This is a genomic window from Arthrobacter sp. sptzw42, from assembly GCF_059089685.1.
In genome coordinates this window covers 25,473-37,932 of sequence record NZ_JBNHEX010000001.1, presented here as the reverse complement: position 1 = coordinate 37,932, position 12,460 = coordinate 25,473, and the positions used below count along the sequence as shown (strand labels likewise).

The following is a 12,460-nucleotide window of genomic DNA, read 5'->3' as shown; positions in this document are numbered from 1 at the left end:
GGCTCCGGGATCAGGCGGTGACGTCCCGCCGGCGAAGGGAGTAGGCGGCGATGGCGGCGCCTGCGGCGGCAACGATTATCAGCCCCAGCGCCCCTGCCTGGTTAAATGCTTCCACAGGCATGGCGGACGAGTGCCGGAACGGGCTCAGGTCCTGCAGCCATACCGGCAGGGCGAACAGCTCACCGAACTCGCCCACAATGATTCCCGCCGCAAGCATCCCCCACCCGAGCAGGATGGCGAGCCGGGGTGCACCCGCAAACGCAACCGACGCGGCCGCCAGGAACACCAGTGCTGCGGGAACATGCGCCAGCGCCGCCGGAACCAAGGACCAGGCCGGACCGTCCGAGGTGCCGGACAGCGCCAGGCCGACGGCGGCAGCGACACCAGCGGTAGTGGTGACGGCCGCTGCGGACAAGGCACCGATGACCAGGTTCGCGCCAAGCCAGCGGACCCGGGTGACCGGCGCGGAGAGCAGGAGCTCCGCCCGGCCTTCGGCCTCCTCCGCCCGCAGCCGCAGCACCGCCTGGATGCCCGCGGCCGCCGCAAACACCCCTGCCACCCCAAGCAGGGCGGTGACGAAAATGTCGATCAGCCCTGCCCGGCCGCCGGGAACAAGCCGGGCAATGAGGTCCCTCAGGGGCGCCAGGCCGGACACGGTCTCGGAGACGGCCGGCCCTAGGGCACCTGCCACTGCCCCCAGGATCGCCGCCCCAACGCACCAGCCGGCCACTACTCCCCGTTGCAGGCGCCAAGCGAGGCCAAAGAAGGAGGTGCCGCCCACCCCTGCCCGTTCCCTGCCCGGGAGCTCGGGCAGCATGCTCGCCCCCAGGTCCCGCCGTCGTCGGATGAGCACCGCAGCAGCCCCCAGAGCCAATCCGGCAGCAAGCGGCACCAGCAGCGCGGACAGGTCCGGGGCAGTGAACGGCCGGGAGCGCTGGCCCCAGCCAATGGGCGACAGGAGCGACGGCCAGGCACTGGTCACGTGCAGCAGATCCGCCGCTGGAGTGCCCAACGCGTCCCCGACGCCGCGGAGCAGATAGGCCACACCCACAAGGCCCGCGGCAGCCCCGTTCGCGCTCCTGCCCGAGGGCAGGACCTGGCCAACCACGGCCGCGAGACCAATAAAGAAAACGCCGACAGCCCCGACGGCGGCAGCGGCGGCCACGGCACCGGCAGCCGGCAGTCCAGCCGCGACGAAAGCAGCCGCAACAAAGGCGGCCAGCAGCAGATTCGCGGCCGCACCCAACAGAAGCGTCGCCGCCAAGGGTGCCGTTCGCGCCACCGGAACCGCCCCGAGGAGTTCGGCCCGTCCAAGGTCCTCGTCTGCGCGGGTGTGCCGCACCACCAGGAAAGTGCTCATCAGTCCGGCCAGGACAGCCGTGAAGGCGTAACCCTGGAAGAACACCACGGCACCAACGCCGGTCCCGTCCGGCAGGCCGCGCAGGAAGAGGAAGGCCGGGTTCGATGCCGCCAGGGCCAGGATCGCAGCCTGCGCCGCCTCGTCCCCGAACTGCGTGGCGACAGCCGTTGACGTGGCAAAACTGAGCAGCGAGATGCCCAGGATCCAGACCGGCAACGTAACCCTGTCCCGGCGCGCCTGGGACAGGACCAGCCGCAGCATGCCGCCCATCACTTGACCTCGCTGTCCACACGGTCAGTGCCGCCGTCACCGTAGTGGCGCAGGAACAGGGATTCAAGGGACGGTGGGGCCACCGACAGGCCGCTGACTCCCGGTTCCGCGATGCCGGCCAGGACGGACCCGAGGTCCCCGGCGTCGGCATCAAACTCCGCTGCTCCATCAGCGATGCTGACGCCATGCGTGCCAGGCAGCGCCGCCAGCCGTGCCGGATCAGCGAGGCCCGTCACGCGGAAGTGTGTGCGCTGCAGGTGCCGCAATTCGCCGAGCGTCCCGGTTTCCACGGTTGCTCCCGACCGGATAATGGTCACGCGGTCGCAGAGCTGCTCCACCTCGCTGAGGATGTGGCTGGACAGCAGCACAGTAGCCCCGTCCCTGCTGACTCTTTCGATCTGGCGGCGGAACACCGCGTCCATCACCGGGTCCAGTCCCGCGCTGGGCTCATCCAACAGGTACACGCGCGCGGGCCGGGCGAACGCTGCAATCAGAGCCACCTTTTGCCGGTTGCCCCGTGAGTAGGTCCGCGTTTTCTTCCGCGGATCGAACTCGAACTCCTCGATCAGGTCGCGGCGCAGCTTCCCGTCTGCGCCGCCGCGGAGGCCGGTGACCAGATCGATGACTTCCCCGCCCGACAGGTTGGGCCACAGGCTTACATCACCCGGGACGTACGCGATCTCCCGATGCACCGCGACAGGGTCCGCCCAGGGATTTATCCCATGGACCCGCGCTGTTCCCGCAGTAGGGCGGATAAGCCCCAGGAGGATCCTCAGCGTAGTGGATTTGCCGGCGCCGTTGGGGCCGAGGAAGCCGTGGACCTCGCCCGGGTTCACGATCAGGTTCAGGCCATTCAGGGCCCGGGTCCTGCCAAAGTTCTTGACCAATTCCCGCACTTCTACGACGGGTTGTGCTGCTGAATCCATCTGCGTCCGCTCCTCAGGTCGTCATACGAACGCCCGAGGCGGCGCCGGGGCGTTCCGCAGGCATCGCCTACGGGCCGACCAGGCTTCCCGGCTCTCCGATCCACAGCATACAAGCGCAGGAACGGGCTAGGAAGACCGCACCATCCTGTTAGCCGCCAGTCCGCCCGCAACCCGTCCGGGGCCGCCGGCTGTCATGCCACAAGCTTGGCCACCAACTCCCCGCGGCTGCCCACGCCCACCTTCCCGTACAGCGATTTCAGGTGGTCATGCACGGTGTGCGGGGAGATGAACAGGTGCCGGGCGATGTCCGCTGTCGGGTTCCCGGCCAGCACCTCCAGGCAGACCTCGCGCTCGCGGGCGGTGACCCCGTAGGCCATCAGCAGCAGGCCGGCCAGGTCGTGGGTGGTGGCCGGCTCCACTGTGACCACCATCTGCCCGGGATTGTCACCGGTGATTAGGCGGCTGGCCTGCAACACTACCCAGTTGTTCCCGGCGTCCCGCATCCTGGCCCGGGCCGTTCCAGACGCGGCGGCGTGCGCCTGCGCCATCACCGAGTACAACGTCATGCTGAACCGGCCTGGCGCCGCCTCCTCCACTTCGGCCAGCCATTCTGCGGCGGCGGTGGTGGCCGCCCGCAGCTCGCCGTGCTGCCCGGCCAGGACGATCACCGGCCCGACGGCGGCTGGCCCCGTCTGGTGCCGTACCCGTACAGCGATCCTGGTTGCCGCTGCCAGGGTTGCCGCCACTGCGCGCAGGAACTCCACCTCGCGGTCCGTGAAGTCGCGGCCGGCGTCCCGGAAGATGCTTCCGACTCCCCAGCACGCGTCGTCTATCCGGAATGCTGCGCGCAGCTCATGTTCCAGCCCTTGCGGCTTCAGCAGTTCGTTGATCCGGACGCTGCGGACCACATCCCGGTGCGGGGCGTCCGAGATCCTCGCGACGGGCTGGGGCCGCCGCAGCAGCTCAACGAACCTGTTCGGTTCCTGGCCGGTGTACTCGGTCTCGGCGAAGCGGAGGGCGTACTCCTCGTACTCGGCCTCGCCCACGGGCCACGGCCGCCAGTTGGTTACGGAGGTCATCACCAGGGTCTCGGGGTCGACGGCGGCCCAGCAGCCCTGCTCGAACGGCACCTCCCGCTGTACGACGGCGAGAGCCGAGGCGTGCAGGTCGGCCGGGTTCATTCCGCTGGCGGCGAGGGCGGCGATGTCCCGCCGGGCATGCTCAGCGCGCTCCTCCCACATAGCTCCAGTATCCGCCCACGGGGTGGCAGTGCAATCCCCTAATTTGGGGGTTCCTCACGCACCCCGGAACCCCCGGCGCGGGGATCGCGGCCGGTCGCGCCGGCGTCGTACTTTTTCTTTATGAACGCCGTCTCCCAGATTTTCGCGGTACTCGCCGCCGTGGTCTACATCGTGGTGTTCCCGCTGGAAAGCTTCCTGATGCACCGGCCGGGGGCGCAGAAGTTCCTGAGCACCCCGCCGCAGAATGTTCCGGCCGTGATGATGTGGGCCATTCCCACAGGGTTCCGCAACCTGGTAATCGGCCTGGGGGTACTCGCCGGGGTGATGGCGGTGAACATCGGCTATGTGGTGGTGGGCTACACCCTGGTGATCTATTGCTGCCTGAACATGGTGCTGACCGCTCCGGCCATGTTCCTGGCGGACATGCAGGGCCACTACCCCCGGAAGGGCGACAGCATCCCGGGTACCCTCGGCGCCACTGTACCGGCCCTCATCGCACTGATTACATTGCCGCTCTGACCTGGCCCTGCCTGCTACGCCACCGACGCCGTGGACACTCCCGGAACAGAGTATCCACGGCTTTTTCAAGTTGCCGGTGACTGGCGCTCGCAGGCGACGCCATCGAAGTCACCATCCAGTCACGCCCCGATGGCTGGTGGGCAGAGGCTAGGTGCGCTGGGACAGGTTGAGGATGTTGCCCTCACTGTCCAGGAACCAGGCGGACTTTCCCCAATCGTCGGTGGCAAGGCCGTCCTCTGTCTTCAGGCCGGGCTGGTCGTAATCCTCAAACACAACACCACGGCTCCGCAGTTCCTCCATCTCCCGTTCGATGTTGTCCGTCTCCCAGCCCATCTGGGTGTTCTTTGCTGTCCCTGCGTTGTCTGTCTGATAAATCAGGAAGCCCGTTCCGTTGCCGCAGCGGTACAGGAGGCTGTACTCCTCCATGGCTTCCGAGGACTCAAGTCCCAGCTTGTCGCGGTAGAAATCCCTCGCCCGGTTGATGTCCTTCGCCGGCAGGACAGCCATGATTGCAGAATCCTTGAGCATGATGATCCCTTTGTGCATTTATTCGCGTTGGCGGCGATGCTCTCCCCCGTTCGCGGTTCCGGAACAACAGAAACGGACCCGCGTAGCCGTCCGTCCGCCGAGTGTCAGGGCGGCCACCTGGGACTCTGAAGCGCCCCGCCAGCCGTCATCGGCGCGAGGGTCCCCGAAGCTTACGTGCCCATTATGGAACTGTTTGAAGGTGACGGAAATAGGTTTTGTCCTCTTTCCCGCTGCTGCTGCCAGCCTTAGAGTTTCGACAGGCCCACCTGCCGGACCTATTACCGGAGCACCTTGGGAAAGGAATTGCGGTGGACAAGTCAGTCCCGCTGGAGCGCATGGTGTTCTTCAGTGACGCGGTCTTTGCCATCGCGTTGACCCTGCTGGCCCTGGACCTGAAACTGCCGGTGGGAATCCCGCCGGAGCGCCTAAACGTTGAACTGGTAGGCGCTCTCCCGGAGCTGTTCGCCTTTGTGCTGTCCTTCATCATCATCGCCCGGGTGTGGATGTCCCATCACACCGATTTTTTCCGCATCCGGGAGTTCAGTTCACGGCTGGCCTGGCTGAACATGCTGCTGCTGTTCTTCATCGTGATGCTGCCCGCCACCACGTCGGTGCTGAGCGACTACGGCGGCAATCCGAGTCCGTGGCCGAGCGTGCTCTACGCGGCCACAATCTCCGGCGTCTACTTCACCCTGGCCGGTATGTGGAGTTACGCCTGGCGCAAGGGCCTGACAGATGACACGGTGGATGACCACGAGCACCGGCGGGTGTTCCGGGCCCGGATGACGGCGCCGGCGGTGTTCCTGCTCAGCATCCCGGCCGCGTTTTTCCTCACCAGCAACACACCGTATTTGTGGTTCCTGATTGTGCCCGCCGCCCTCATCTCCCGGCGTCTGTCCCGCCGCAAGGCAAACGTGGGGTAATAACCGCGGACACTCTGGAAGAGTTCGTATGCTGGCCGCTGAGTCCCGCCGTCGGGATCCCTTGCCCGTCCGTTCCCTTAGGCCTTGTCGCGGGCTTCCCGCAGATGCTGTTCAAGTTTAGCCTCCGCGTCCCGCCGCCGGTAGCCGATGGAGCGGGCCTGTTCAGCCGTGGGATGGCGGTGCTCCCGCTCCCAGGCGTGGTCATTTACCCCGGTTACAGGCACGGCGTCATTGTCCAGTTGGTTGTTATCACCCATACCGGATGGTCTCACACACGCGGGCGCGCGAACAGGCCAGCACGCAGTCGCCGCAGACATTAGGGGGAACGGGCGGCGCGACTGCCACCGGCCCCGGCTGCCGCCTTCCGCCGGATATCGGCCGGCTTCGGCTGTGTCAGAGGTACTGGCCGGGAAGCTCGACGTCGTCTCCCGGGTTTGGTTCCCCGCTCGCGCTCTGCCCGGGAGTGCCGCCCTCCAGCAGGACAGCCGGCAGGCTACCGGGTGGATCAGGGAGGGGAAGCTGCAGGGGTGCCAGCATCTGCTGCGTTGCTGCCTGCCTCGCTTCAAGGCTCGACTGGATGTCCTGCACAAGACCGTCAATCCACCCGGAGAGCTGCGCCTGTCCGATCCGCAGTTCTTCCTGCGACACGGAAGATCCACTGGTCAGCGGCTGCCACAGCCGCTGCAGTTCAGCTGCCGGGCCCGGCGCCAGGCCGTCCCGGAGTTCCTCCACGGAGCGCTGGTGAACGTGCGCCAGCCTTACCCTTGCGTTGTCATTGAGCGGTCCGGTGCGCACTTCGTCCAGGAGCCGGATGAGGCTGGTCCCGACACGCACCACCTTCGCCGGGTCTTCGGCCAGGCCTCCGAGCAAGCTGCCGGCAAGGCCGTCGCCGCCGTGATCATGGGGCGCGCTTTCGGGTCCGGTACTCATGGTTCTTCCTCTCAGTCCGCATGACCGTTTCCGGATGGGGTTGGTACGGCCCAGCAACGCCACGAACGCGGAGGCATCACGGTAAGCCTACTTACTATAGGCCTTGTGGCCGCATTGTTGCGCCAAAGCCCCTAGCCGGCATCCGCAGTTCACGACGTGTTTAGACGGCGGGCGCCAGGTTTCTCTGAACCCTTGGCGCCCCTGGTGGCTACTTTCGGATTTCCGCCACCCGCAGCCGGACCATCCCCGCCACTACGTCATCAGGTACGGGGTGGTCGGGCGTGAACCGGACGGTTCCCTTGGACAGCGAGTATCCACCGAGCTGAGACGCGACTGCCTCCACCACTGCGGGCGAGAACGGGAAGATGGACAGGTGCCTGGCTGCCGCCACCACACTAATCAGGGGCTTGCCGTCCAGCTTCAGGGCCGGCATCCCGTAGCTCATACCCTCCTCGGTGTCCGGAGCGATGCCCCGAGCAACGTCTATGACGCGCTGAAGGCAGCTTTTGTCCGGCTCGGACATCGCTGCGAGGGAATCATCAACAGCACCCATTCGGTCATCATAGCGCCGCCAAGCGCGGACGACGGCGGACGTCTCCGCCTGCTCTCGGCCCCTTCCCCTCCCGGCTTCACCACGGAATCATAGGCTGTGAATTCGCCTTCATTTTGCAAAGGCGCCCCGCGGAAGGAGTTCAAGGATGAGCTACGAAACGGACCCCCGGGTGGACGACTACATCAATCCCCTCCCGCCCTGGCAGCAGGATATTTGCCGGAAGGTGCGCGACCTTGTCCACGCTGCAGATCCGGGCGTTGCGGAAACCATTAAACGGACTGTTCAGCCGTACTTCGTCCTGCAGGGCAACATCTGTGCGCTGCTCGCTGCCAAGGACCATGTGAACGTTTTCCTGTACGACGGCGGAACCGCCCCCGACCCGCATCACATCATCACCGCCGGCCACGGCAACAAGACCGGCCGGACAATCGCCTACCACGAGGGCGAACCCATCAACGAGGAAGCCCTGCTGGAGATGTTCCAGGCGATCATAGCCAACAACCGCGCCGGCGGCTGGCGGAAAATCAAGGCGGAGCAGTAGGCGCCCCGGTTCGTCCCCTGAATAGAGCAGGGAATACCCGAGGGACTTTCCTGCCGGGTGGTGACGCACCTCAAGGTTCCGGTCCTTGTGGCCCCGCCGATGACGCAGCATACTTATTAGCAGAACTAATTAGCATTGCTAAACATCTTCGGGAGGCGCATCGCGGGCGTGAACACCAAAATCAAGGACTCAGAAGCTGCACAATCAACCAGTGCCGACAACCTGGCGATAGACCTTCGTACGGCCGTGATGCGCACATCCCGCAGGCTCCGCGTGGAAGCAACCGGCGATGTCATTACCCCCGGCCAGTACACGGTGCTGGCCCAGTTGGACGCCAACGGGGCGCAGACCCTCCGCGCACTCGCCGAGCGGGAGCACGTGCAGGCCCCCTCCATGACACGGATAGTCAATGCCCTGGCAGAGCAGGGCTTCGTGTCCAGGTCCGCAAATCCCGACGACGGCAGGCAGGTCCGCGTGGAGATCACCGATGCGGGCCGTGCAGTACTGGCCGAAGCCAGGAACCAGCGGACAGCGTGGCTGGCCCAGCGGGTTGCGGGCCTGAGCGAAGAGGACCGGATTGTCCTCAGCCGCGCGGCGCACCTCATGCAGGAGATGAGCGGCAAATGAACGCCATGTTCCGGGCTTTGGAAAACCGCAACTACCGAATCTGGGCCGGCGGGGCGCTGGTATCCAATGTTGGTACCTGGATGCAGCGGGTGGCGCAGGACTGGCTGGTGCTCACGGTCCTCACGAACCACTCGGGGGCCGCGGTGGGCATCACCACTGCCCTTCAATTCCTTCCCATGCTGCTGCTCGGCCCGTACGGCGGAGTGCTGGCGGACCGGTACCGAAAGCGGAAAATCCTGCTGTGGACGCAGGTTGCCATGGGACTCACCGGCTTGGCGTTGGGACTCCTGGTGGTAACCGGCACCGCCCAGCTGTGGCACGCCTACCTGGCAGCCCTCTGCCTCGGAATCGCCGGTGCCATTGATGCACCGTCCCGCCAGGCGTTCGTTTCGGAGCTTGTGGGACAGGACAAGATCTCCAACGCGGTGGCATTGAACTCCGCTTCGTTCAACACCGCGCGCCTCACCGGCCCCGCCATCGCCGGTTTGCTGATCGCCTGGGTGGGCACCGGCCCGGTGTTCCTGATCAACGCCGCCAGCTTCGCCGCCGTCATCATCTCACTGTTCCGGATCCGCACTCCGGAACTGGCCCCCGCTGCCCAGGCCAGCCGCGGGAAACACCAGGTCGCCGAAGGCGTGCGCTACGTCCGCCGAAGGCCCGATCTCGTCCTGATCATGGTCCTGGTGGGTATCCTTGGGGCCTTCGGCATGAACTTTCCCATCATCAACGCGCTGATGGCGACCGTCGAGTTCGGGATGGGCCCCGGCGGGTTCGGGCTGCTCGGCTCCATCATGGCGGTGGGCACACTGGCCGGCGCGCTGCTCGCCGCCCGCAGGGCGGGGCCGCGGGTGCGGTACCTGCTCGGCGGGGCACTCGGGCTCGGGTTGTTTACACTCCTGGGGAGCGTGTCGCCGTCGTTCTGGTTGTATGCGGCGGTGCTGATCCCTGTGGGCTTGGCGTCCATCACATTTTTGAACAGCTGCAACACCAGCATCCAGCTCTCGGTGGAACCCCAGTTCCGGGGGCGTGTACTGGCCCTGTACCTGGCGGTTTTGCAGGGCGGAACAGCCGTGGGGGCGCCGCTGATGGGCTGGATCGGCTCGGAGTTCGGCGCGCGCTGGTCCGTGGCGGCCGGCGGTGCGGTGGTTCTGGTGACTGCGCTCTTCGCCGTGATCGTGGTCAGCCGCCGGAGCAGCATGAGCCTCCGGGACAATCTCCGGATTGTGTTCCGGAGGCGGCGCCAGCCCGCCCTCTAAGAGCGGCGTGCTGTCCGGCGCGTTCGTTGGCGGGGAAAGAGAACTGCCCTTCATTTCCCTGCTGCGGCGATGGCCCGGCGGACTGCCCTGCCGGCCACGGAGACCAACGGCACCAGGCACACCAACGTGACAATCGTGTTCGGTTCGAATACAGCTCTTCCCTTGATGGTGCGGTAAACACCGAGCGGGAGCACTGCTCCCCCGCCGCCGCCGCCGGACGGGCCGCCTTCGGATTCGCTGCCGCCGCCGAAACCAAACCAGACAAGCGCCACCGGGATGATCTCCTCCCCGCCCACGTTGAGAGGATCCCCGTAAGCCTTGGAAACACCCATATTCCTGAAGGTCTCCGCGAGGGAGGCCAAGGTATCAGCCATGGACTGATTTTACCGCCGGCGCAATGCCGCGCCCCTGACGCACTCTGCGGCTCACCGGATTATCGGCCGGCGCGCTGAGGCTGGCCCAGCACCACATTCACCGGTTCCTTACCGTCCAGCATCAGCCCGATCTGCTGCCTGATCAGCCGGACCATCCGCGGGAACATCGCCGAGCTGGCCCCGCCCACGTGAGGTGTGATCAGCACGCCCGGGGCAGTCCAGAGCGGGTGTCCGGCCGGCAGCGGTTCCGGGTCCGTGACGTCAAGAGCAGCCCGCAAACGGCCCGACGAGGTCTCCGCCAGCAACGCCTCCGTGTCCGCCACCGGGCCGCGGGCAACGTTCACCAGCAGGGCGCCGTCGGGCATGGCAGCCAGGAACTTCCGGTCCACCAACTGCCGGGTCTGCTCGCTCAGGGGAACGCTGACCACCACGATCTCGTGCCGGGGCAGCTGTTCATACAGGGAGTCGATCCCGAATATTTTTCCACCGGAGTCCTCGCGCTCGCGGCTGCCCATCCGGGTGACTCCGGTTTCGAAGGGCAGCAGCCGCGCCTCGATGGCCTTGCCCACTCCCCCGTAGCCCACCAGCAGCACGCGCCGGTCGGCCAGGCTGGGCCGCTGGCTGTTGTCCCACGTCTCGCTGGCCTGGTTCCGCACAAAGTCTGACATTCCGCGCTGGCTGGCGATCATCATCCCGACGGCAAGCTCCGCCGTCGACGTCTCATGGACGCTCGCCGCGTTGGCAAAAACGGAACCGCTGGGCAAAACGTCCTCGACGCCGTCGTACCCGATGGACTGGCTTTGGATCAGGCCAATCTCCACAGACTCCAGCGCCGACAGCACCTCCGGCCCCCGCATATAAGGTGGCACCACGATGTCAAACCTCTCTGCGGGAGCAGGCCCGGCGAAGTCCCACAACAGGAACTCGACGCCGGCAACCGGCTCAAGCGCCTCCAGCAGTTTCTGGTCGGGCACAGAGACCCGCAGCGGGGCCGTCACGCTGCCAACCTCTGTTTACCGTCGGCGGCCACCACTACCTGCTCAGCTGGATTCATAAGGGCGAGTTTAGTACCGGGCTGCGTTCCGGACCCTCCCGACCAGCACGCTGGACCTACACACCCCACCGTGCCCCGAGTCAACTTCGACCCCTGCGCCGTAAGTTGGTAGAGGTTAAGGGATGCATGACCTTCTGAATCCCGCTCTGCCCTTCATTGCCGTCACGCTCGCTGTGGCCGCAGGTTTGGTCCTGTCCTGGCTGCTCCGCAAGCTTGTCCTTCGCCTTAACCGCGAACGTCCGGAGCTGCAGGCCACCTCCCGGGTGGCACGGCAGCCGTTACGCCTGGCCCTCTGTCTCATCGGCGTCCGGACCGCGCTGGGACTGACGGCCGGAGGTGAAGGCTGGCTTCCCGCCGTCGACCATCTGCTGGTGATAGCCCTGATTGGTTCGCTGGCGTGGCTGGCCGTGGCGGTACTGCTGATCATCGAAGCGGTGGTGCTGGGCCGTTACAGCGTGGACGTGGCGGACAACCGGCGGGCCCGCCGGCTTCGGACCCAGATGATCCTGGCCAGGCGGATCGGCGTGGCACTGGTGGTGGTCCTCGCCGTCGGATCTGTCATGCTCACCTTCCCGGCCATCCAGGCCCTGGGAGCCGGGCTGCTGGCCTCCGCCGGCGTGATCTCGATCGTGGCCGGCCTCGCCGCACAGACCTCGCTGGTGAACGTCTTCGCCGGCATGCAGCTGGCTTTCACGGACGCCATCCGCGTGGATGATGTGGTGGTGGTCCAGAAGGAATGGGGCCGGATCGAAGAAATCACCCTCACCTACGTGGTGGTGCACATTTGGGACGACCGGCGCCTCATCCTGCCCTCCACCTACTTCACCACTACACCTTTTGAGAACTGGACCCGCCGTCAGTCGGAGGTGATGGGCACCGTGGAGTTCGACCTCGACTGGCGCGCCCCGGTTGAGGACATGCGCACGGAACTGCGCACGGTCCTGGCCGGAACGGACCTGTGGGACCAGCGCGTGGGCATCCTGCAGATCACTGATGCCACGGGCGGGTTTGTCCGGGTGCGGATCCTGGTCAGCGCAGCGGACAGTGCAGCGCTCTTCGACCTGCGTTGCCTCGTCCGCGAAGCCATGGTCGCTTTCCTGCAGCAGGGCCATCCGGAGGCGCTCCCCCAGCAGCGCTGGACAGAGGCGGCGTCCGACGGCGGTCCCTCCTCCCGCCGTCAGCACCCGCTGCGCGGGCTGGGAACTTCCGCCCGGGACGGTTCGCGCGTTCCGGCAGATCCGCACGAATCGCAGCTCTTTACGGGTTCGATCGAGGCTGTGCAGCGCTCCCGCGCCTTCACCGGCCCGGGCGAGGACGTCTTCCAGGACCGGGACCAGACGATGGCGTCGAGGAACTGA

The 12,460-nt window shown here is 66.3% G+C and carries 15 protein-coding genes; 6 read left to right on the top strand and 9 right to left on the bottom strand.

What is annotated here, in order from left to right:
• Positions 1-10: 10 nt before the first annotated feature.
• The 3 genes from AC5RT4_RS00180 to AC5RT4_RS00170 form a co-directional block, all read right to left on the bottom strand.
• Positions 11-1,630, bottom strand: a complete 1,620-nt coding sequence (locus AC5RT4_RS00180; protein WP_494104481.1) for an ABC transporter permease — start codon at positions 1,628-1,630, stop codon at positions 11-13.
• Positions 1,630-2,556 (bottom strand): ABC transporter ATP-binding protein, encoded by a 927-nt coding sequence (locus AC5RT4_RS00175; protein ID WP_494104480.1) that lies wholly within the window; start codon positions 2,554-2,556, stop codon positions 1,630-1,632. Before AC5RT4_RS00175 ends, AC5RT4_RS00180 begins: the two co-directional genes overlap by 1 nt.
• Positions 2,557-2,747: 191 nt before the next feature.
• The gene (locus tag AC5RT4_RS00170; protein ID WP_494104479.1) at positions 2,748-3,797 is read right to left on the bottom strand and encodes a helix-turn-helix transcriptional regulator; all 1,050 of its coding nucleotides are present in this window, start codon (positions 3,795-3,797) and stop codon (positions 2,748-2,750) included.
• Positions 3,798-3,917: 120 nt separating this feature from the next.
• On the opposite strand from AC5RT4_RS00170, the gene AC5RT4_RS00165 reads away from it, so the two are divergent.
• Positions 3,918-4,316: a DUF1304 family protein gene (locus AC5RT4_RS00165; protein WP_494041226.1), complete on the top strand. Its 399-nt coding sequence runs from the start codon at positions 3,918-3,920 to the stop codon at positions 4,314-4,316.
• Between the two features lie 147 nt (positions 4,317-4,463).
• Here AC5RT4_RS00165 and AC5RT4_RS00160 read toward each other — a convergent pair whose 3' ends face one another.
• The gene (locus tag AC5RT4_RS00160) at positions 4,464-4,844 is read right to left on the bottom strand and encodes a VOC family protein (protein ID WP_494041227.1); all 381 of its coding nucleotides are present in this window, start codon (positions 4,842-4,844) and stop codon (positions 4,464-4,466) included.
• Between the two features lie 308 nt (positions 4,845-5,152).
• Between AC5RT4_RS00160 and AC5RT4_RS00155 the strand changes: the two genes are divergently transcribed.
• Positions 5,153-5,767 (top strand): TMEM175 family protein, encoded by a 615-nt coding sequence (locus tag AC5RT4_RS00155; RefSeq protein WP_494041228.1) that lies wholly within the window; start codon positions 5,153-5,155, stop codon positions 5,765-5,767.
• Between the two features lie 77 nt (positions 5,768-5,844).
• Here AC5RT4_RS00155 and AC5RT4_RS00150 read toward each other — a convergent pair whose 3' ends face one another.
• From AC5RT4_RS00150 to AC5RT4_RS00140, 3 genes are all read right to left on the bottom strand, one after another.
• A complete protein-coding gene (locus AC5RT4_RS00150) occupies positions 5,845-6,024 on the bottom strand; it encodes a hypothetical protein (RefSeq protein WP_494041229.1) in 180 nt (59 codons plus the stop codon).
• 136 nt (positions 6,025-6,160) lie between these two features.
• On the bottom strand, positions 6,161-6,697 hold the full coding sequence (locus AC5RT4_RS00145) for a proteasome activator (protein ID WP_494041230.1): 537 nt from the start codon (positions 6,695-6,697) through the stop codon (positions 6,161-6,163).
• A 208-nt stretch (positions 6,698-6,905) separates the two neighbouring features.
• Positions 6,906-7,250: an iron chaperone gene (locus AC5RT4_RS00140; RefSeq protein WP_494104478.1), complete on the bottom strand. Its 345-nt coding sequence runs from the start codon at positions 7,248-7,250 to the stop codon at positions 6,906-6,908.
• A 145-nt stretch (positions 7,251-7,395) separates the two neighbouring features.
• On the opposite strand from AC5RT4_RS00140, the gene AC5RT4_RS00135 reads away from it, so the two are divergent.
• From AC5RT4_RS00135 to AC5RT4_RS00125, 3 genes are all read left to right on the top strand, one after another.
• Entirely contained in the window at positions 7,396-7,791 is a 396-nt protein-coding gene (locus AC5RT4_RS00135) for a DUF1801 domain-containing protein (RefSeq protein WP_494104477.1), read from the top strand.
• A 249-nt stretch (positions 7,792-8,040) separates the two neighbouring features.
• The gene (locus AC5RT4_RS00130; protein ID WP_494104722.1) at positions 8,041-8,418 is read left to right on the top strand and encodes a MarR family winged helix-turn-helix transcriptional regulator; all 378 of its coding nucleotides are present in this window, start codon (positions 8,041-8,043) and stop codon (positions 8,416-8,418) included.
• Positions 8,415-9,674, top strand: coding sequence for an MFS transporter (locus AC5RT4_RS00125; RefSeq protein ID WP_494104476.1), 1,260 nt, complete (start codon positions 8,415-8,417; stop codon positions 9,672-9,674). The genes AC5RT4_RS00130 and AC5RT4_RS00125 overlap by 4 nt, the downstream gene beginning before the upstream one ends.
• 50 nt (positions 9,675-9,724) lie before the next feature.
• Here AC5RT4_RS00125 and AC5RT4_RS00120 read toward each other — a convergent pair whose 3' ends face one another.
• Positions 9,725-10,048, bottom strand: a complete 324-nt coding sequence (locus tag AC5RT4_RS00120; RefSeq protein WP_494104475.1) for a hypothetical protein — start codon at positions 10,046-10,048, stop codon at positions 9,725-9,727.
• A gap of 59 nt (positions 10,049-10,107) precedes the next feature.
• On the bottom strand, positions 10,108-11,046 hold the full coding sequence (locus tag AC5RT4_RS00115) for a 2-hydroxyacid dehydrogenase (RefSeq protein WP_494104474.1): 939 nt from the start codon (positions 11,044-11,046) through the stop codon (positions 10,108-10,110).
• 178 nt (positions 11,047-11,224) lie between these two features.
• Between AC5RT4_RS00115 and AC5RT4_RS00110 the strand changes: the two genes are divergently transcribed.
• A complete protein-coding gene (locus AC5RT4_RS00110; protein ID WP_494104473.1) occupies positions 11,225-12,460 on the top strand; it encodes a mechanosensitive ion channel family protein in 1,236 nt (411 codons plus the stop codon).

Bases quoted from the DNA above. Each gene is read 5' to 3' on its own strand.
- AC5RT4_RS00175 (WP_494104480.1), bottom strand. From the start codon at position 2,556: ATGGATTCAGCAGCACAACCCGTCGTAGAAGTGCGGGAATTGGTCAAG.
- AC5RT4_RS00125 (WP_494104476.1), top strand. From the start codon at position 8,415: ATGAACGCCATGTTCCGGGCTTTGGAAAACCGCAACTACCGAATCTGG.
- AC5RT4_RS00180 (WP_494104481.1), bottom strand. From the start codon at position 1,630: ATGGGCGGCATGCTGCGGCTGGTCCTGTCCCAGGCGCGCCGGGACAGG.
- AC5RT4_RS00145 (WP_494041230.1), bottom strand. From the start codon at position 6,697: ATGAGTACCGGACCCGAAAGCGCGCCCCATGATCACGGCGGCGACGGC.
- AC5RT4_RS00135 (WP_494104477.1), top strand. From the start codon at position 7,396: ATGAGCTACGAAACGGACCCCCGGGTGGACGACTACATCAATCCCCTC.
- AC5RT4_RS00140 (WP_494104478.1), bottom strand. From the start codon at position 7,250: ATGGGTGCTGTTGATGATTCCCTCGCAGCGATGTCCGAGCCGGACAAA.
- AC5RT4_RS00160 (WP_494041227.1), bottom strand. From the start codon at position 4,844: ATGCTCAAGGATTCTGCAATCATGGCTGTCCTGCCGGCGAAGGACATC.
- AC5RT4_RS00130 (WP_494104722.1), top strand. From the start codon at position 8,041: ATGCGCACATCCCGCAGGCTCCGCGTGGAAGCAACCGGCGATGTCATT.
- AC5RT4_RS00170 (WP_494104479.1), bottom strand. From the start codon at position 3,797: ATGTGGGAGGAGCGCGCTGAGCATGCCCGGCGGGACATCGCCGCCCTC.
- AC5RT4_RS00165 (WP_494041226.1), top strand. From the start codon at position 3,918: ATGAACGCCGTCTCCCAGATTTTCGCGGTACTCGCCGCCGTGGTCTAC.
- AC5RT4_RS00110 (WP_494104473.1), top strand. From the start codon at position 11,225: ATGCATGACCTTCTGAATCCCGCTCTGCCCTTCATTGCCGTCACGCTC.
- AC5RT4_RS00150 (WP_494041229.1), bottom strand. From the start codon at position 6,024: ATGGGTGATAACAACCAACTGGACAATGACGCCGTGCCTGTAACCGGG.
- AC5RT4_RS00120 (WP_494104475.1), bottom strand. From the start codon at position 10,048: ATGGCTGATACCTTGGCCTCCCTCGCGGAGACCTTCAGGAATATGGGT.